This is a genomic window from uncultured Phascolarctobacterium sp. (assembly GCF_902463975.1).
Classification (GTDB): domain Bacteria; phylum Bacillota; class Negativicutes; order Acidaminococcales; family Acidaminococcaceae; genus Phascolarctobacterium_A.
The window spans coordinates 1-17599 of record NZ_CABQHJ010000026.1 but is presented as its reverse complement, the minus strand read 5'-3'; the positions used below and the strand labels follow the sequence as shown (position 1 = coordinate 17599).

Here is a 17599-nt window from a genome sequence, read left to right as displayed (position 1 = left end):
TCAACACTCCATTTCTTTTAAAAGCAGTGCGGCCAATGATTGATACTGATAGCCGCAGTGCTTTCAATGATAATTTCTACTACATCAAAGGAAAGCACCGGCGGCCGCTCCAGCAAACCATTGCATTGGAGATAATATTCAGCGCAGCGATGAATTTTTCTTTGCTTTGCCAGTGTCACTGCCTCTATCGGTCTGCCGAACCGGGTAGAAGCACGCGTCTTGACCTCTATGAAGCTTATACAGCCCTTTTTTTCAGCAATAATATCAATCTCACCATAACGGTGACAGCGAAAGTTGCGGGTCAATATTTTATAACCCATATTTTGCAGATAGCGGCAGGCAAAATCTTCGCCGTATTTCCCAAGACTACTCCTCGACGGGGTACTCATAGTTATCAGTCTGCGGAGCATAGAGGATATTTTCCTCAGCAGCCACCGGCGGCAGCTGCATGCTCTTCACAGGCTCAAAGCTGCGGCGGTGCCAGCGTGTGGCTCCCTGCTCGCTCACAGCCTGCATATGCGCGCCGCTGCCATAGCCCTTGTTATGCGCAAAGCCGTAGGCAGGATAAACAAGATCAAGGCGCTCCATGATGCGGTCACGGGTAACCTTCGCAATAATGGAAGCAGCGGCAATAGAAGCGCTCAGCGCATCACCGTGCACCACGGATTCAATTTTCATACCGGGAACCTTCACCGGCATTGCGTCAATCAGCGCTGCCTGCGGACGGCAGTGCAGGTTTTCCAGCACCTGCGCCATGCCCTGCTGCGTAGCGGCATAGATATTCAGCTCATCAATATTGCTGACACTGACGATGTTTACCTCGATATCCAGCGCCTTGGCCATAACCTCGTTATACAGCATATCGCGTTTGGCAGCGGAAAGCTGCTTGGAATCGTTCAGCCCGCTGATAAACACATCCTTGGGCAGAACAACGGCAGCGATAACCAGAGGTCCTGCCAGCGGTCCGCGTCCTGCCTCATCAACACCGGCAATCAGCTCGTAGCCTTCAGCATACAGCTCGCGTTCCAATTTCAGCATCGCCGTGAAGCGCTCCTTCTCCACCGCCGCCTTCTCCAGACGCTTATGGTATGCTGCCAGCAGCTTCTGTACTCCCTTGCGCTCATCCGCTGCCAGTGTCGCCAGCTGCTCCGCAGTCGGCTCGCCTGTCAGCAGCTCCTTGATTTCGGTAATATTCATCTTCTGTATCCCCCTTAACATTTATTTCTGCATAAAGAAAAACCGCCTCGCGGCGGTTTTTATGGCACGACAAATCAAGGCTCGTCGATTGTAAACCGCCCTAAACGTCCTGCTCGGAAGTCTCTGAGTACAAGCTGAATAACCTTATCAAGGTCCAGCAGTCCACCAGACTTCAGACAACCTCTGGCAACGGCAATCTTCGCCATAACGGCGTTAACATCATCACCCTGCTCGAGGCTTACTGCATATTTAGTTTGCAAATCCTGAGGATATTTGCGTATCAACAGATCAAGCAGCAGCTCTACGGCCTGCTCCCTGTCGAATACATCCTCCTTGATGGCACCGGTCACAGCAAGCGCAAAGCCCACCGACGGGTCCTCAAACTTAGGCCAGAGCACACCAGGCGTATCCAAAAGCTCTAAGCCCTTGGCAATCGTTACCCACTGCTGTCCGCGTGTTACACCCGGCTTATCGGCAGCCATTACCTTGTTCTTGCCTACGAGGCGGTTAATCAGGGTAGACTTGCCGACGTTCGGAATACCTACAATCATAACGCGGACGGGACGGTTGCGCACGCCCTTCTTCAGCCATTTATCAATCACCGGCTTCGCAGCCAGCTGAACTGCACTGATAAGCTGCTTAACGCCCTTACCGGTAGCGCAGTCAATCTTGCACACAGGCAGACCGCTGTGCTTGATTTTTTCAAGCCACACATCAGTCTGGGCCTTGTCTGCCATATCAATCTTGTTCAGTGCGATAACCTTCGGCTTGCTGCCAAGGATATCCTGCAGCATGGGGTTGGTACTTGAGCGCGGAATACGTGCGTCCAGCATCTCCACAACAACGTCAACCAGCTTAATCTGGCTTTCCATCATGCGCTTCGCCTTGGTCATATGGCCGGGGAACCACTGAATCTTAAAATCCTCCAGCATCATTCGCCCATACCCGTATCAGCCTTCAGCACGCGCATCTTGTCCAGCGGCCAGAAGGCAACCAGCGCACGTCCCTTAACAAGCTTCAGCGGCACAAAGCCAACATCGGCAAAACGGCTGTCCTCAGAGTTATTACGGTTATCACCCAATACAAAGATGGTATCCTTAGGAACAACTACCTTGCGGTAATCGGAAATATTTTTGCCCTTCGGGTCATTGTGGTAGATATAGGTTTCGTTCAGCTGCTTGCCGTTGACAAATACCTTGCCCTGCTGCATTTCCACAGTGTCACCGCCAACTGCGATAACACGCTTGATAAAGTCACGCGTCTGGTCCTTGGGGAAGCGGAAGACTACGATTTCGCCCTTCTTCGGGTCGGTAACAAAGTAGCTCAGCTTATCAACGACAAGACGCTCATGATTTACCAGAGTAGGATACATAGAGGAGCCTTCTACCATGTAAGGCTCTACCAAAAAGGTGCGGATGCAGAATGCCAGTGCAACCGCAATAATAATCGAAACAAGCCAGTCACTGGCAGAATCCTGCCAGGAGGTTTCACTTTTCTTGCTCAACTAATGAGCCTCCTCTCTATTGCCGGCACAGGCCGGATTTTTAACTACAATAATATAGATATATTGTAGCATAGATTGCAGCTTCAGTTATGACATAATTGTAAATTTGCTTTATTTTAAAGCATAAATGCTTCATAACGTAATAAAAGGGACCGTACTACTACAGTCCCTTTTACTATAAACAAAGATTGATTAGCGTTTTTCTCTGATACGAGCAGCTTTACCAGTCAGTTTGCGCAGATAATACAGTTTAGCACGGCGAACGATACCAACGCGTGCTACAACGATTTTCTCAATACGCGGGCTGTGAACCGGGAAAGTTCTTTCTACGCCAACGCCGTAGGAAATACGACGAACGGTGAAGTTTTCACGAACGCCGGAGCCACTGCGGGAAATTACAACGCCTTCAAACAGCTGAACGCGCTCGCGGGTACCCTCGACGATTTTGCAATAAACTTTAACGGTGTCGCCTGCTTTAAACTCAGGGATGTCGGAACGAAGTTGTTCTTGTTCCAGTACTTCAATAATGTTCATAGTTTCCTCCTAAATCATAGACGTTCATGTGCGAACTCCACAGCGGACCGTCCGTATTACACAACGTAAATTGTATCATAGACAAACAATTAATGCAAGAGAAAAGTGTATAATTTCTTGCATTTTTCTTTATTTTTTTCCCACCAGGCCTCGCCTGCAAGCCTGTCCAGAATAATGGCGGCGGCACTGCGCACGCAAAGATGATTATAGTCGCAGGGGCCGTAAACAGGCTCCAGAATATAATCAAATTTGGCCATAGTTTCCGCCTCGATGCCAAAGCCTGTGCCGAACAAAAGCAGCACCGGTCTGTCACCCTCCTGCAGCTGCTTGCGCATAAAGCTGTAGGAAACGGTGTTGGGATAAATGCGTGCATCCGTAGTGACAACGTAAGGTTGCTTGCCTGTGCGCTCTGCTATCGTCTGCACCGCACTTGCGATATCAGGCTGCCACAGCACGCGGCTCAGCGCGTCGGCACGGTCGGGGTTATACACCTTGCCATAGCCCTCCTGCCAGTAGGAAAGTATCTTGTCGATAATCTGCTTCTGGACCTCCAGCGGATGGATGATGTAATAGCCCTGCACGTTGTAGGTGCGGCAGGTACGCGAAATATCGTGGATATCAAAGTTAGTCACCGCGCCGGCGATAACATTCATGCGCTTGTTGTAGATAGGATAATGGACCAGGCCAACATATAAATCAGCCATTCGCCTCATCCTCCTTCACCTCGGCGCTTGCGCGTTTTTCCTGCTCGGCAGCTATTTCGGCACGCAGCTCCTCATAGAAGCGGCGCTCCGATTTTTTCATTTTATAGGGCAAGCGGCCTGTCAAAAGCTCCTTCTGCTCCGCACTCAAAAGGTCGGGACGCAGAGCGAGCGTTGCCTTGAGCGACTGCTTCAGGCGCCAGCTGTTAATCAGCGCATGGTTGCCGCTGCGCAGCACCTCAGGCACCTCCATGCCCTCAAAGTTCACCGGACGGGTGTACTGCGGGTATTCCAGAAGACCGGTGCTGAAGGAATCCTCCTCCGCACTTTCAATCTTGCCCAATACGCCGGGAATAAAGCGGGAAATTGCATCCATCACGATAATGGCAGGCATTTCGCCGCCGGTGAGCACATAATCGCCAATAGACAGCTTTTCATCAACCCAATGGAAGATGCGCTCGTCAAAGCCCTCGTAATGACCACAGACGAAGATAAAATCCTGTCCGCTGTGGGCATATTCCTCGACAATACTCTGTTTGAGCGTGCGTCCTCCCGGGCACATCGCAATAACGCGGGCGTTCGGCAGCTGCTCCTTCGCCTTGCGAATGGCTGCCACCATCGGCTCCGGCTTCAGCACCATGCCGGCGCCGCCGCCGAAGGGAGAATCATCCACCGTGCGATGCACGTCATGCGTAAAATCGCGCGGATTGATGCAGCTCACCTCAATCAGGCCCTTGGAGGCAGCGCGCTGCAGAATGCTATGGCTTGCGGCCTGCTCAATCTGTTCGGGAAATAAGGTTACAAATAAAAACTTCATTCTGCCTCAACCCATTCCGGCAGCTCCACGACAATGCGCTTTTCTGCCAGATTGATTTCCTTGACATATTTCTTCAGTGCAGGCAGCAGGTAATCCTTCTGTCCGGGGACAGCGATAACATAAACATCGTTGCTGCCGGTGCTCAGTGCATCCTTAAAGGTGCCGATTTGCTCGCCCTGCTCGTCATAAACAGGCAGGCCGATGAGATCAGCAACATAGAAGCGTCCTTCCTCCAGCTCAGGCAGGTCTTCAGCGTTAATGCTTACCTCCATACCGCGCAGCAGCTCGGACTCGTTCATGCTTTTGATTTCGGCGGTGGTCACCAGCACCATTCTTTTATGAAAGCGTGCTGCTTTAACGGTCAGCTTGCGTCCGTCCGGCAGCAGCAGATAATCCAGGTCTAAAAATTGTTCCGGCTTATCGGTTAACGGCAATATACGAATATCGCCCCGCACACCGTGCGGAGCGACAATTTTGCCAATAACTATTTGGTTTTCCATGGATTATTCGCGGAAAGCGATAATCTTACCGTCTTCGGTAAGGATTTCTGCGCCCATCAGGGTATCGATATTGGTGCCTACGGTAATTTCTACAGTACGCTCCAGGGTACCATGACCAATTTCAGCGCCCAGCTCCAGAGCTTCCGCTCTTTTCAGCTTAGCCTCTGCTTCTTGTTTGGCAGCAGTACGCTTATTTCTTTCGATGTCAATTTGTTCGCGCAAAGCCGGAAGCACGCTCAAATCGCTGGCAGCCTGATGCAATGCTTTTTTAGCCTGGAACTCGAATTGTTCCAGATCAAGCTCCATATTCTTTATGGTATTTTGGAGATCTCCAACAATTTTCAACTTTAAATCTTCAGTAACTTTTGCTTTAACAGCGACGGGAACCCTAACGATCATTTTATCCATAGCGATATACCATCCTCAATCAAATAATTTCGACAATGACTTTCACATTTTCACGGGTTGCTACTGCTTTCATAACAGTTCTGATAGCTTTTGCGATACGGCCCTGTTTTCCAATAACCTTACCCATATCTTCAGAAGCAACATGGAGGCGAAGCACCGTTGTTGTACCGGTGGTCTCCTCCTCCACTACTACTGCAGAGGGATCATTTACAAGAGATTTGGCCATAACTTCTACCAATTCCTTCATGTAGATCACGCCCCCTCAAATTATTTTGCTGCTTTAGCTTCAGCAAATTTTTTCATGATACCATCCTTGCTGAACAGGTTTTTAACGGTATCGGTCGGTTGAGCGCCTTTGTTCATCCAGTCGATAGCTTTCTCAGCATCGATTTTTACGCTAGCCGGTTGAACGGTGGAATCGTAGTAACCGATGGATTCGATGAAACGACCATCACGAGGAGAACGAGCGTCTGCAACAACAATACGATAGAAAGGAGCTTTTTTAGCGCCCATACGTTTTAAACGGATTTTAACTGCCATGTTGATTTTCACCTCCTTAAATTAATATCTCACAACATGGAACTTTCTTTATTATCTGCCAAACGGCAGCTTGAAGCCGCCTTTGGAAGCAAACTTTGCCATACCCTGCATACGCTTCATCATCTTCTTGCTTTCTTCGAAGTTCTTCAGAAGCTTGTTGACATCCTGTACACGCATGCCGCAGCCTGCAGCGATACGTTTACGACGGCTGCCGTTGATGATTTCGGGTTTTTGTCTTTCCTTCTTGGTCATGGAACGGATAATTGCTTCAATGCGGTCGAATTCCTTTTCGTCCACATTAGCTTCCTTCAGCTTCTGGCTGATGCCGCCCATGCCGGGGATTAAGCCTAAGATGGTTTCCAGAGAACCCAGCTTTTTAACCTGCTGCATCTGGTCCAGGAACTGCTCTAAGGTGAATTCGTCCTTACGCAGCTTTTTCTCCATCTCCAATGCCTTGGCGAGGTCAGTTGTAGACTGGATTTTTTCTACCAGAGTCAGGATATCGCCCATGCCCAGAATACGGGAAGCCATACGATCCGGATGGAAGGGCTCCAAAGCATCCAACTTTTCGCCAAGACCGATTAATTTAACCGGCTTGCCGGTAACAGCCTTTACGGAAAGCACCGCACCACCGCGGGCATCGCCGTCGAGCTTGGTAACAATCAGGCCGTCAATGCCCAATTCCTTGTCAAAGCTCTCGGCAACAGTTACTGCGTCCTGACCGGTCATAGCATCTACAACCAGCAGAATTTCCTGAGGATGAACAGCGCCTTTAATGTTGCGCAGCTCCTTCATCAGCTCTTCATTTATATGTAAGCGGCCTGCGGTATCGATGATTACCGTATCGCATGCCAGGCTATGTGCTTTTTCCATGGCCTTTTGGGCAATCTCTACAGGAGAAACCTTGTCGCCCAGAGTAAATACCGGCACATTCAGCTGCTCGCCCAAAACCTGCAGCTGGGTAATAGCAGCAGGACGGTAAACGTCGCCTGCAACCAAAAGCGGTTTTTTGTGCTTGCGCTTCAGGTAGTTGGCCAGCTTGCCGGCGGTAGTGGTTTTACCTGCGCCCTGCAGACCAACCAGCATAATAACTGTCGGCGGTTTGGGAGCAACAGTGAGCTTGCTTTGGGTACCGCCCAAAAGCTCAATCAGTTCTTCATTAACTATCTTGATAATCTGCTGATGCGGATTCAGGCCTTCGCCAATCGCTTCACCAACAGCACGCTCTTTAACCTTGGCTACAAAGTCCTTAACAACCTTGAAGTTAACGTCGGCCTCCAAAAGCGCCATACGCACTTCGCGCATAGGAGCCTTTAAATCTTCCTCAGTCAGCTTGCCGTTGCCACGGAACATCTTTAATGCATTTTGTAATCTTTCAGATAAACTTTCAAATGCCATTCTATCTACCTACCTTCACTGCAAAGCTCTTTCAGCATTTGCACGGCCTCGTCTTTTTTTGCCTCATCCGGAGTTGCCAGCAAATCTATTGCCTGCTGCAGCTTAGCATGCAGCTCCTCCTCGCGGCTCAGCACCTTCAGTGATGCTTCATATCGTTCTAGCAGCTGCTCAACACGCTTGAGCAGGTCGTGGACAGCCTGACGCGAAACGCCCAGCTCCTCCGAAATCTCGCTCAGAGACAAGTCGTCATAGAAATACAGTCCCAGGCATTGCTTCTGCTTAGCTGTCAGAAGTCCGCCGTAAATATCAAAGAGCCTGCCTAAGCGCATACGCTGCGCAAAAATTTCTTCTGCTGACATTTTTATCCCTCTCGAAATTTAGTCGACTATGTAAGTATAAAGCATAAAGCGATGCTTGTCAAGTATTTTTACTTGTCACCTTAAAAAAATTTTTTAAGCCTCTTTTTCTTCCTTCAGCCATTGCCAGATCCGCGGCGCTGCGTAATTCCCCATCGCCTCATACGTCTGCGATTTGGGATGAATACCGTCAACGTAGGCCTTGAAGCGTGCTCCGGCGTCCATGCCGATGGCAGGCTGCAAATCCAGCAGGAAGGCCTTACCGCCGCAGATATGCTCTGCCTCCTGCCGCAGGTTCAGCAGCTGACGATTGAGCGCCTGCTCCGTACTGATGAACGGCAGCACTACGCACAGACTGTAGTGCTTTTCCTCGCACCACTGCAGCACACGCTTATAATCGCGGCTGATATCCTCAAGGCGGCGCCCCTGCAGAATATCGTTGGCACCGCCGAGGAAGAGAACGTGATGCACATATTCCGGCAGTGCATACTGGCGCATGCGGTAGATGATATCGTCGCAGCAATCACCGCAGACGCCGTAATTGAGCATTTTAATCTGCGTCAGCTTTTCCACCTGAGCGGTCCAGGAATAACGTGGGCCGAAGGGAAAGCCCTGCACCAGAGAATCGCCGTAACAGGCAACGTATTTCATGATAATCGCTCCTCACGTTGTTTTTTCTACATATTATTATAGCATAGATGGCACCAGAATAGTAAAGGCGTTCTACCGCAGTTCGGTAGAACGCCTTGAGTTTTATGTGCTCTTATGCTGTCAGCTTGGACGCCAGCTCACGCACCTCTGCTTCCGAAAGCTTGGAGTGACGCACAGTGAATTCGATACTCATACCGTCAGCCAGAAGGCCTTTGGCAAGCTCGACTTTGTTTGCTTGTGCTTCTTCCGCTGCTTTTTTCGCAGCTTTCATAGCAGCTTCTTTTTCTCTCTTTGCAAGTAATTTTTCAAATACATCGCCCATGTTCGTCAACCCCTTTTCTGTTTTCTTAAAATATCTTGCCTTTTCTGCTAATTCCGGATAATACATATCATTCGGATTACTACAGTTGAAATCGTGCATCAGACGGCCAAGTGGTGTGTTATCCTGAATTTTATTATTTACATAGATGATGTGCGAACCATCAGCAAAAGCTGCATTGTTTTCTTCTATTTTTCTACTGATGTGATATATCGGTAACCCGCCCTTCAGCACGTCATACTGCGTGATAAAGATAACGTAATTATCAGGTAGCCTTTGGTATACTTCACCCTTTGGCAGGCTGTGAGCGTCCAACAGGCTCAGATGATAGCGTGCTCTGCGTGCTGCAGCGCCACTACTGCGGTTCTGTACTTCTACATTGAAAAGCCTGCCGTTTTCTTCCTGCGCCAGAATGTCCAGATGCAGGTCATATCCTGACAGGTTTTTCAGCTTCTGCTGCGTTACTGCTTTTATTACCTTTATCTTATCATTATTTAAGATAATTCGCAACAACAACGCTGTACGCTCCGTATCATTTTCAAAGACCTTGTTCATGAAAATGTCATCCATTAAAGTTAATTTGGCAATAGATTCTCTGGTATCTTCTCTCAGATTTACCATTCGTTCAACTCCCTTCAAAAAAACGCCTTATGTACTACTCAATAATACATAAGGCGTTCGTGACGCTGCAGTGACCGTGCTCCAGGCAGGTGTGCAAAATCTTATGGATTTATATTATCAGATAGTCGCGATAACGTCAAGAATAGTATGAAAATTTGCTAAATATTTTTCTGGAGGACGCCAGCTCACGCACCTCTGCTTCCGAAAGCTTGGAGTGGCGCACGGTGAATTTGCTTTGCATGACGCTCTACTCTACATGCAGGAAACACCCTCGACAACTGCTGTGCTAATTTTTTGATAGCTTTAATTTTGTTTGCAAATACTTTTTCATATATTAAATATAGGTGCTGTAATGCGTATAATATAGGCGGATTTGCAGAAAGTGCTTGTCAAATTCTGTTCGATGTGTTATAGTAAATTTATTACAGGAGGCAAACGGTTTGCCAAAATGCTGTAAGGCTTGCGCCAGGCGCGTTTTGCTTTTGACGGAGGCGTAAATGTACCGCTCTTGTGAGCATTTTTGCTGTTTTTGCTATGAACAGCGTTTTGATTTTCCATTGTAGGGCTTTAAGCCCGCTCTGTGAGCCGTGTGCGAGCCACAGGGTTGAAGGCCAGATTACCGCTTGCGGTTTTGTAACTTTCAGACTGATTCCATTATTGGATACTTGCACATCGTTGAAGGCCAGATTACCGCTTGCGGTTTTGTAACAATTGATCAGTTGATCTTTTCTGGGATAAATGCCGTTGAAGGCCAGATTACCGCTTGCGGTTTTGTAACAACTCATATAATATTGTATGTCTCTCAAGTGCATAATCCCATGTTGAAGGCCAGATTACCGCTTGCGGTTTTGTAACCATTTCACGGTCATTACTCATTAACAACTTGCAACAGCGAGTTGAAGGCCTGATTACCGCTTTAAAACAACCCTCAGTCATCGCCTGCGGCGATGCCAGCTCCCTTGCAGGGAGCATATAAAGTTAAGCGATAATTTTAAGGTTTGCCAAATCGCAAACCTTTTTATATCTCCCCTGACAGGGGAGGTGGCTGCGAGCTTTGCGAGCAGACGGAAGGGTTGTGCCAATGACCACCACCGCTTGCGGTTTTGTATGTTAGCGCAAAGCGACACTAAGAGGCTCCCCTTGGGGGGAGCTGGCGCCCGTCAGGGTGACTGAGAGGGGTTTGCTGTCTTTACTCTTGCTATCATTCCCCCTCTCCCCTCCTCAGAGAGGCTTTCTGCTACCGAAGCTTTTAGCACCCCCTTTAGTCGCCTACGGCGACAGTTCCCCCAAGGGGGAACCAAGGTAAGTCAGCTTTAAACCTGACTTCTTGCCTGCACCTTGGGGAAGGTGGCTGCGAACGCAGTGAGCAGACGGAAGGGGGTACCTGATTACCGCTTGCGGTTTTGTACAAAAAAAAAGACCTGAAGTCCCTATTCTTGCGGACCTCAGGTCTTTTCGTTTGCGTAAAAATATATTGTGTTAGATAAAAATAAGGCGTTCTACCTCAGTCAGGTAGAACGCCTTTAGTGTTGGTGTTTCATATTAATTTTGTAGCGATAGCTCTTCTCACTTCTATACAACGCTTTACTTCTGCCACGCAATCGTCAAGGTGCTTTTTGATTTCCGTTTCCCAGAAGCGCAGCACAATCCAGCCGTTGTCGCGCAGTTCAATGGTGTTTTCAAGGTCACGCTCCACATTACGCTTGATTTTCTCGTGCCAAAATTTGACGTTAGTCGCTACATCGTAGCGCTCCAAACTTTTTCCATGCCAGAATTCCCCATCGCAAAAAACTGCAATTCTGTACTTAGTGATGACGATATCAGGATGGCAGCTGCACACCTTGTAATTCTTGCGGTAGCGTATGCCCTCGTGCCACAGTGCCTTACGCAGGAGGATTTCTATTCTGGTGTCCCTGCTGCGGATGGCCTGCATGTTTTTGTGGCGTTGTTCCTTAGTCAGCTTGTCCATAATCGCGGCAATGCTCCTCGATGATTTCTGCCAATTGCCGAATATCGGTTTCCGAACGCTTTTCGGCAATCTGCATCAAATGCTTCACGTCCAGCAGAACGCCCTGAATATGCTCGTATTCCTTGTCCCTGCCCTCGCTCTTGTTTTCCTTCCACAGCGCCACAGCCTCACCTGCATAATGCAGCGTGCCTGCGTTCTCCCCTGCCCATTCGTTTTTGTCAAATGGCATGAGGAAGGCGTTGTAGATAACGCTGTCCGGATTTTTGAGGTCCGCCTGCGCATCAATATATTCACCATAAGTGATTTGCTTGTTGATTGACGATGATTTGGGCAGATCAAAAGGATTTTTTGTGGCACCGTACTTATAATACTTTGCATCAAGTACGTAAATATTATTGTTGTGCAGCATAATCGTATCAGGCTCCAGCTGGGAATTATCGTACTCCCTATTGCTGCCTAATAGCTTCCACTTCGTTTTCGGGAAGTAGCGTTGCTTGTCGCTGATGCCGAAGACTGTGTCAATCATCTTTTCCCAGGCGTATTCAAATCTGTTCGTGCCAAAGGTAAAGCTGGTATGCTTAATGCCCTCGTCAGGCTCGTTGTTGATGATCTTCAGCATATTGGCAAAGAGCGTTTTGTTGGCATCATTGAAGGTGCGGCAAAGCTTTTCCTGCAGCGCAGCACTGAACCATTGACGATGGAATAGGATTTGCGGCTTAGGTGGCTTATAGTCAGTGAACAGCCAACCGAAGCGGATGAAGCTCAGATAGACGCAGTATTGATGAATCAAGGTTATCAGGTCATTTTCGTTGATAACGTTCTTCTTCGTGATAAAGTCCAGATAATAGACATCTGTGTCCTGAATAACCGGCTTCTTCTGCTTGATTGTGCGGTTCCAATGGATTTTACCGCGCTTGGAGGATGCATATTCTACAATGCCTTCCTTGTAGTAGCCTCGGGTGACAAAGTCCTGGATGATGTAGATATAGGCGTACAGCGGCGTGTCGGTCGCTGCGTTTTTGTTATGCACAAAGCCGCTTTTGCTGTCCTGCTGGTTGCTGTAGAGAGCAAGCGTGTGGAACAGCAGCAGCAAATCCTCGCGCAGCAGCTTGTCATTATCCTCGTTGGCTATGGCATAGCCTAGCGGAAAGGAAACCTTGTAATCCTTGCCGTCAAATTCCAGTCCGACGAAGGTGTCCGCTTCTCTATTGGTGTTTATATGGCATCTGTCCTTGAGCAAGCTGCTCACTCCTCGTCTGCCGGTGTTTCAGCCGGTTCATTCTCCGCATCATCTGCCGGTTCTTCACCGGACTGTTCATTCTGTGCTTCTTCTGCTGCTTTGCGTTCTGCTTTTGCCATTTCATCCTGCATTTCCTTGTAGATTTCCTGCAGCAGCACAGCCTCCAGCGGATCACCCTTGGCCTCTTCGTAGGCTTCAATCACGGATGACAGGCCTTCGCTGCAGTTACTGAAAAGCGCCTGCCTGCCCAGCTTAAAGGCATCGTCCCACAGGTATTTGAGCACCTTTTCTGCAAAGCGCTTTGCATTGTCCAAATCGTTGTCCGTGGCGAAGTATACGCCAAGGCTTTTGTCGTCCGTACTGCCGAAGCCGGAATTGACGGTGTGCATTTTTTTGTTGACGATCTGGGCGAATGCGCCCCAGCTGATTTTGCTGTTGGGGAGATGTTTATTGACGTGAGCGGTTTTGAAGTCGAATTTATTGGGGATGTGCTCCATCTGCCAGCGGCGTTGGAAGGCAGTGTCCATGGTGAATACGTTTTGGTCGGAGGTGTTCATGGTGGCGACGATGGTGAGGTTGGGGGGAAGTTTTATAGGACAAAGTTTGTCTTTATGCACTTCATTGGCGATATCACTGTTATAGATAGCATATTTACTGCTACCATCGTCGTTTCTGTCAAGCAATTGGAAGATTTCACCAAAGATTGCAGGTGCGTTACCACGGTTCAATTCCTCGATAATAAGCAAACATTTTTCTTGATGATTTGCATAAGCAACATCTAAAATACGTGTAAACGGACCGGGAACGAATTTATATTGCAATTTTTCTTCTTCCGTGCCGTCATTCTTTTTTACTTTTTCCAGTACAGGCATTACCTGGCCAACAAAGTCGGAATAAGTGTAATCCGGATGAAAGACAACGCGCACTTTGCATTGCTTGTAAGTTATTTGGCTTTCGTACCTTTGCTCTACCGAATAGCTTTTGCCGCAACCGGGAACGCCGTAAAACAGAACATTTTCTGCAAAAAACGTAAAATCATCCGCCGTTTGTGTTTTAATCAAATTAGAGTTTAATTTTCTGCATAAAGCTGCTTCATCTGTTTCACCATGATTAACCATTACAGAAAGTAATTTTTCGGTAGGTCCGTAAACCTTATTCATAAATGTTGTTGAGAAAATCTTCTCTAAACTGTCTTTAACTTCAGGGAATCTGTCCAATGCGCATCTTACAACGGCAACAGCTTCATTATAGGTTATTGAACCGACAGCTTGCGTCGGATCTCTTTTAAGTTCCGGACCAATGAAGGTTACATTCCATGCACTCTTATAATCAAGAAAATCATTTCTTGTCATAGCTTCCGGCAAAACTACATCCAGTTTTATATCAATCTTAAAATATTTTGCTTCGCTTCTGTAACCATGTCCGTAGGGCGCTTTAACTACATGAGCAATAGCTCGGAAACCCGGTTCCCAATCTACTTCGGAATTTCCCCTATCGCCACCAAGCGTCAAAAAGACGGTGTTATTCAGAGTAAGTTTGTCTGCTAAGGTGTAGATATCGCTTATTGTTATTACAGGCTCACGGCTAAGCACTGCATGAGCAACATCAGGTTGAATACATTTCAAAGAAACAAGATTATCATAGTTCTTATTGCAGTTACGAGCATACATAGCAATAATTTTTTCAACAGCCTTTTCCAGTATATCGACGTCATAGTCTTTGTACTTTTCATAGACAGCTTTATGAGCAATACCTATGCCATCTACACTTTCGCGTTCCCAACCTTTTCTTCCGTTAGAATCGAAAAAATAGTCATAAGCATCTCTGTAATTTCTATATGTGTAAAATGTTTTGCCAAAGAAAGATTCTAAAACAGCAAAGTCATCTTTCATCTTTTTACTTCTGGGGTCAGAACTAGGTAATTTCGCATAATACATGCAAACTAAGGCTTGATGTTCTTCTGCGCTGAGGTTTTCAATTAAAATGTCATCTATCATATTCACCATTTCCTAAAAGACTATTTATCTAAATCTGTGCTTTGATTAGCCTCTACAAAAGGATAGTCAATATTTGCAAACGTCTTAAGAATTGCTTCAAAAATAATTTGCGCGCCACGACAAGGAACTGCCATACCGATTTGTCTGCGTACAGATTCTTTCGGACCTTGGAATTCATAATTGTCAGGGAAAGTTTGCAATCTTGCGCGTTCTCTGTTGGTAAGCGCTCTGTTCTCCGAATAGTGATAGATATGAGTACCGCCACCACCGGAGCCTGTAACAGTATAGGCAGGTTTTGACGGATCTAAGCGCTTGTAAATTTGGCTGATTTTAGCACCTTTTACTTTCAATTTAAGCTCTTCCGGCAAATCTGCTGTAAAAGCATTTTCGCCAGGTTTAATATAGCTCAATCTTTCAACAACTTTGGCTGATTGTTTTGTAAGCTCGTTATTGCAAGCATCTTCCGGAATAGGCGGACATTCCAAGGCAGTTTTGCAAGTGTTATCAATATTTTCGTAGGGTTTCGGAGAAGGAACTTTGAACTCAAACGGCAAATCTTCTCGGATGCCTACGATAATCATTCTATGTCTTGCTTGCGGTACGCCGTAATCTTCAAATTTGTACAAATGCGGATAAATCTTATATCCCGCATCTTTCATATCTTGAAGAATCTTTTTGAATGCTTTGCCTTCATTGGCGCTTCTTAAACCACCAACATTTTCGGCAAGAAACCACTGAGGCTGATGAATCTTTAAGATTTTGATACCGTATGTATAGAGCGGCCCGAAGGTACCGTCAAAACCTTTTTGTTCGCCAACTACTGAAAAGTCGTTGCATGGGAAACCGAAAGCGAGTGCATCAATCGGAGTTGTTGCATCTAAATCAAGTTTTCTTACGTCCCCACACATAACGCTGTCAGGCGCATCAGGGCAAATATTGTGAATATAAGTATCACAGGTAGACCTATCATAATCATTTGCCCATGCATGTACAATTTTAAAATCAGTGTTTCCGATATCGGCGTGTGTTGCGCCATATGCAAGTCCTCCCGGACCGCAGAACAATTCACCTAAGCGAAAAATCATAAATTTATACGCATAATGCTGCAAGCAACACTATGCTACCTCCCTTGCTAGTAGCAAAGAATTCTCAAGCAAGGAATCTGTTTTAAGGCAAAACAAAAACCCCCAAGGCTGAGAAAATTTGCATCAAATTTCCCCAGCCCCGGAGGTTGGAATGGCATTGGAACTACCGCCCGAATTTTGTCCCCGGGGGGGAGTTACATGTCTATTATACAATTTTTGTCAAAAAAAGGAAACAAATTTTTTGTCATAAAGCAAAATTCGCACGTTCTACGTAGGCATCACCCTTTCATTTACGCCTAATAAAATCCATTTTATTATTTTTTATTATCCCTATCCCTCAACACTTTATCCGCAAGCCTCTTGCGCACCTTTGGAAACTCCTCTCCCATCACCTCCATATTATTTTCCACAATCCTCCAAAACTCCGTCATCTCCTCACCAAGCGCAAGCACCACCTGACGCAAAGAATACACATTCACGCTCACCTCACCCCTTTCAATTCTCCGCAGCGACCGCAAAGGTATTCCCGACCGCAACGCCAGCTCCTGCTGATTTATCCCCTTGTCCAGCTCCAAAGATTTAATACATTCGCCAATCACGTTGGCCAATAAAATACGTTCGTTATACCTTTCCACGTAACCGCCTCCTCACTAGGATAGCGTATTACATAATTTTATTTTAACGCCAAAAGAGGCCACTTCTGTCCTTTTTGACAATCTTTATAATTTTCTGTGCTACAATAACCCCATCACTCTTGATGCAAGTCAAGATATTTGCGGCCACCAGACCGCCACAGAAAGGATATGGTCATTATCGAAATGCAAAACAACCAAAGCGACAGCGAAGAGCTTAATCTTCCTGAAGCTCTGCCCGACAATCAGGCAGCAGAAGCAAACCAAACCTGTACCTTTATCCGCTACACTCCTAAAGAGCTCAAGGAGCTTGTACTTGCAGCACAGGCCTTCGATGACAAAGCCATTGAAGCACTCTGCGAAGCATTTAAGCCTCTTGTACTCAGGGAAAGCCACTGGCCAAGCATCATTGACCGCTTAGGCGAAGATGCTGTAAGCATTGCCTGGGTTATCTTTCTGGAGCTTATCAAAAGATATGACGACGATGACTTTGAGCATTTACCCGGACTTATCCGCAGCTATCTGCACTTTGAGCTGGTACACGCAGCCACCGACCGCAATACATACAACGATGAGCTGGCTTTTGAGGATATCCTGAACATCATCGGATATTATGGATAAGCCAACCTTCAAGATGGCTTATAAGCAGGCGTATGCAAGCCTTAACGACAAGGAAAAAATTGTCCTGGGCTATTGCTATAACTGCATGTTTACGCAGGAAGAAACGGCTCTTATGATGGGCTGCGACGCAAGAACAGTACGCCGGTATAAAACAATGGCACTGGACAAACTGAAAAAAGCATTAGCTTAACCTTTAAGGCGTTCTGCCCAGCTTTGGGTGGAACGCTTTTTATATTGCAGTGCTGCTAAAAAACAAAAGTGTCCAGGTTTTGGGGTTTCACCAAAAGAGAACTGTCCAAAACAGGGGGCTAAGCAAAAACAAGTGTCCAAAGCAAAGCTAAAACTACTCATTTAGGGTATCCTATCTCTTAATGCTAAAAAAAAGAATACTGTCAAGGATTTGGGATTTTACTTTCTAATTTTGTCAAGTAAATGGGATTCAGCCTTTTCTTTTTGTCAAGGAAGTGGGGCTTGCGCCTTTTCTTTTTGTCAAGGATTAGGGTTTTGGC

General features: G+C 46.9%; 22 protein-coding genes and 1 CRISPR repeat array. Of the genes, 2 read left to right on the top strand and 20 right to left on the bottom strand.

Going from position 1 to position 17599, the window contains the following annotated elements:
- Positions 1-17 precede the first annotated feature (17 nt).
- The 20 genes from RDW05_RS08315 to RDW05_RS08220 form a co-directional block, all read right to left on the bottom strand.
- Complete coding sequence (locus RDW05_RS08315) at positions 18-389, bottom strand: YraN family protein (RefSeq protein ID WP_307978633.1); 372 nt, start codon at positions 387-389, stop codon at positions 18-20.
- Positions 367-1206, bottom strand: coding sequence for a ribonuclease HII (locus RDW05_RS08310; RefSeq protein ID WP_374111027.1), 840 nt, complete (start codon positions 1204-1206; stop codon positions 367-369). Before RDW05_RS08310 ends, RDW05_RS08315 begins: the two co-directional genes overlap by 23 nt.
- Before the next feature lie 65 nt (positions 1207-1271).
- A complete protein-coding gene (gene ylqF, locus RDW05_RS08305) occupies positions 1272-2132 on the bottom strand; it encodes a ribosome biogenesis GTPase YlqF (protein WP_303707007.1) in 861 nt (286 codons plus the stop codon).
- On the bottom strand, positions 2129-2701 hold the full coding sequence (lepB, locus tag RDW05_RS08300; RefSeq protein ID WP_009145923.1) for a signal peptidase I: 573 nt from the start codon (positions 2699-2701) through the stop codon (positions 2129-2131). Before lepB ends, ylqF begins: the two co-directional genes overlap by 4 nt.
- 192 nt (positions 2702-2893) lie before the next feature.
- A complete protein-coding gene (gene rplS / locus RDW05_RS08295; RefSeq protein ID WP_009145924.1) occupies positions 2894-3235 on the bottom strand; it encodes a 50S ribosomal protein L19 in 342 nt (113 codons plus the stop codon).
- Positions 3236-3324: 89 nt separating this feature from the next.
- Entirely contained in the window at positions 3325-3939 is a 615-nt protein-coding gene (locus tag RDW05_RS08290; protein WP_307978630.1) for an RNA methyltransferase, read from the bottom strand.
- A complete protein-coding gene (gene trmD / locus RDW05_RS08285; protein ID WP_021719180.1) occupies positions 3932-4753 on the bottom strand; it encodes a tRNA (guanosine(37)-N1)-methyltransferase TrmD in 822 nt (273 codons plus the stop codon). The genes RDW05_RS08290 and trmD overlap by 8 nt, the downstream gene beginning before the upstream one ends.
- Entirely contained in the window at positions 4750-5253 is a 504-nt protein-coding gene (gene rimM / locus RDW05_RS08280) for a ribosome maturation factor RimM (RefSeq protein ID WP_009145927.1), read from the bottom strand. The genes trmD and rimM overlap by 4 nt, the downstream gene beginning before the upstream one ends.
- A 3-nt stretch (positions 5254-5256) precedes the next feature.
- Positions 5257-5661 (bottom strand): YlqD family protein, encoded by a 405-nt coding sequence (locus tag RDW05_RS08275; RefSeq protein WP_021719181.1) that lies wholly within the window; start codon positions 5659-5661, stop codon positions 5257-5259.
- 19 nt (positions 5662-5680) lie between these two features.
- Positions 5681-5908, bottom strand: coding sequence for a KH domain-containing protein (locus tag RDW05_RS08270; RefSeq protein ID WP_009145929.1), 228 nt, complete (start codon positions 5906-5908; stop codon positions 5681-5683).
- Between the two features lie 20 nt (positions 5909-5928).
- Positions 5929-6201 carry a 30S ribosomal protein S16 gene (gene rpsP, locus RDW05_RS08265; protein ID WP_009145930.1) on the bottom strand — a complete coding sequence of 91 codons (273 nt, stop codon included), beginning with the start codon at positions 6199-6201 and terminating at the stop codon, positions 5929-5931.
- 51 nt (positions 6202-6252) lie between these two features.
- Positions 6253-7599 (bottom strand): signal recognition particle protein, encoded by a 1347-nt coding sequence (gene ffh, locus RDW05_RS08260; RefSeq protein ID WP_307978628.1) that lies wholly within the window; start codon positions 7597-7599, stop codon positions 6253-6255.
- Positions 7600-7604: 5 nt separating this feature from the next.
- The gene (ylxM, locus tag RDW05_RS08255) at positions 7605-7958 is read right to left on the bottom strand and encodes a YlxM family DNA-binding protein (RefSeq protein ID WP_009145932.1); all 354 of its coding nucleotides are present in this window, start codon (positions 7956-7958) and stop codon (positions 7605-7607) included.
- A gap of 93 nt (positions 7959-8051) precedes the next feature.
- Positions 8052-8606: a GDSL-type esterase/lipase family protein gene (locus RDW05_RS08250; RefSeq protein WP_307978627.1), complete on the bottom strand. Its 555-nt coding sequence runs from the start codon at positions 8604-8606 to the stop codon at positions 8052-8054.
- Positions 8607-8718: 112 nt separating this feature from the next.
- Positions 8719-9546, bottom strand: a complete 828-nt coding sequence (locus RDW05_RS08245; RefSeq protein ID WP_307978625.1) for an Rpn family recombination-promoting nuclease/putative transposase — start codon at positions 9544-9546, stop codon at positions 8719-8721.
- Positions 9547-10149: 603 nt separating this feature from the next.
- Positions 10150-10476: a CRISPR direct-repeat array (repeat unit 35 nt; unit sequence GTTGAAGGCCAGATTACCGCTTGCGGTTTTGTAAC).
- Between the two features lie 607 nt (positions 10477-11083).
- Positions 11084-11515: a very short patch repair endonuclease gene (locus RDW05_RS08240; protein ID WP_293722032.1), complete on the bottom strand. Its 432-nt coding sequence runs from the start codon at positions 11513-11515 to the stop codon at positions 11084-11086.
- Positions 11499-12755, bottom strand: coding sequence for an LlaJI family restriction endonuclease (locus RDW05_RS08235; protein ID WP_307978624.1), 1257 nt, complete (start codon positions 12753-12755; stop codon positions 11499-11501). The genes RDW05_RS08240 and RDW05_RS08235 overlap by 17 nt, the downstream gene beginning before the upstream one ends.
- A gap of 5 nt (positions 12756-12760) precedes the next feature.
- A complete protein-coding gene (locus RDW05_RS08230) occupies positions 12761-14647 on the bottom strand; it encodes an AAA family ATPase (protein ID WP_307978623.1) in 1887 nt (628 codons plus the stop codon).
- A gap of 125 nt (positions 14648-14772) precedes the next feature.
- A complete protein-coding gene (locus RDW05_RS08225; protein ID WP_374111026.1) occupies positions 14773-15837 on the bottom strand; it encodes a DNA cytosine methyltransferase in 1065 nt (354 codons plus the stop codon).
- Between the two features lie 314 nt (positions 15838-16151).
- A complete protein-coding gene (locus tag RDW05_RS08220) occupies positions 16152-16472 on the bottom strand; it encodes a helix-turn-helix transcriptional regulator (RefSeq protein WP_307978620.1) in 321 nt (106 codons plus the stop codon).
- Between the two features lie 183 nt (positions 16473-16655).
- On the opposite strand from RDW05_RS08220, the gene RDW05_RS08215 reads away from it, so the two are divergent.
- Both RDW05_RS08215 and RDW05_RS08210 read left to right on the top strand, forming a co-directional pair.
- Positions 16656-17090, top strand: a complete 435-nt coding sequence (locus RDW05_RS08215; RefSeq protein WP_307978619.1) for a hypothetical protein — start codon at positions 16656-16658, stop codon at positions 17088-17090.
- A complete protein-coding gene (locus RDW05_RS08210) occupies positions 17083-17280 on the top strand; it encodes a sigma factor-like helix-turn-helix DNA-binding protein (RefSeq protein WP_307978618.1) in 198 nt (65 codons plus the stop codon). Before RDW05_RS08215 ends, RDW05_RS08210 begins: the two co-directional genes overlap by 8 nt.
- The last annotated feature ends 319 nt before the right edge of the window (positions 17281-17599 follow it).

Excerpts from the sequence above, each read along its gene's own strand:
- RDW05_RS08225 (WP_374111026.1), bottom strand. The coding sequence starts at position 15,837 with ATGATTTTTCGCTTAGGTGAATTGTTCTGCGGTCCGGGAGGACTTGCA.
- RDW05_RS08315 (WP_307978633.1), bottom strand. The coding sequence starts at position 389 with ATGAGTACCCCGTCGAGGAGTAGTCTTGGGAAATACGGCGAAGATTTT.
- ffh (WP_307978628.1), bottom strand. The coding sequence starts at position 7,599 with ATGGCATTTGAAAGTTTATCTGAAAGATTACAAAATGCATTAAAGATG.
- RDW05_RS08230 (WP_307978623.1), bottom strand. The coding sequence starts at position 14,647 with ATGAAAGATGACTTTGCTGTTTTAGAATCTTTCTTTGGCAAAACATTT.
- RDW05_RS08215 (WP_307978619.1), top strand. The coding sequence starts at position 16,656 with ATGCAAAACAACCAAAGCGACAGCGAAGAGCTTAATCTTCCTGAAGCT.
- ylqF (WP_303707007.1), bottom strand. The coding sequence starts at position 2,132 with ATGATGCTGGAGGATTTTAAGATTCAGTGGTTCCCCGGCCATATGACC.
- RDW05_RS08270 (WP_009145929.1), bottom strand. The coding sequence starts at position 5,908 with ATGAAGGAATTGGTAGAAGTTATGGCCAAATCTCTTGTAAATGATCCC.
- rpsP (WP_009145930.1), bottom strand. The coding sequence starts at position 6,201 with ATGGCAGTTAAAATCCGTTTAAAACGTATGGGCGCTAAAAAAGCTCCT.
- RDW05_RS08275 (WP_021719181.1), bottom strand. The coding sequence starts at position 5,661 with ATGGATAAAATGATCGTTAGGGTTCCCGTCGCTGTTAAAGCAAAAGTT.
- rimM (WP_009145927.1), bottom strand. The coding sequence starts at position 5,253 with ATGGAAAACCAAATAGTTATTGGCAAAATTGTCGCTCCGCACGGTGTG.
- RDW05_RS08210 (WP_307978618.1), top strand. The coding sequence starts at position 17,083 with ATGGATAAGCCAACCTTCAAGATGGCTTATAAGCAGGCGTATGCAAGC.
- RDW05_RS08245 (WP_307978625.1), bottom strand. The coding sequence starts at position 9,546 with ATGGTAAATCTGAGAGAAGATACCAGAGAATCTATTGCCAAATTAACT.
- RDW05_RS08250 (WP_307978627.1), bottom strand. The coding sequence starts at position 8,606 with ATGAAATACGTTGCCTGTTACGGCGATTCTCTGGTGCAGGGCTTTCCC.
- ylxM (WP_009145932.1), bottom strand. The coding sequence starts at position 7,958 with ATGTCAGCAGAAGAAATTTTTGCGCAGCGTATGCGCTTAGGCAGGCTC.
- rplS (WP_009145924.1), bottom strand. The coding sequence starts at position 3,235 with ATGAACATTATTGAAGTACTGGAACAAGAACAACTTCGTTCCGACATC.
- RDW05_RS08290 (WP_307978630.1), bottom strand. The coding sequence starts at position 3,939 with ATGGCTGATTTATATGTTGGCCTGGTCCATTATCCTATCTACAACAAG.
- RDW05_RS08240 (WP_293722032.1), bottom strand. The coding sequence starts at position 11,515 with ATGGACAAGCTGACTAAGGAACAACGCCACAAAAACATGCAGGCCATC.
- trmD (WP_021719180.1), bottom strand. The coding sequence starts at position 4,753 with ATGAAGTTTTTATTTGTAACCTTATTTCCCGAACAGATTGAGCAGGCC.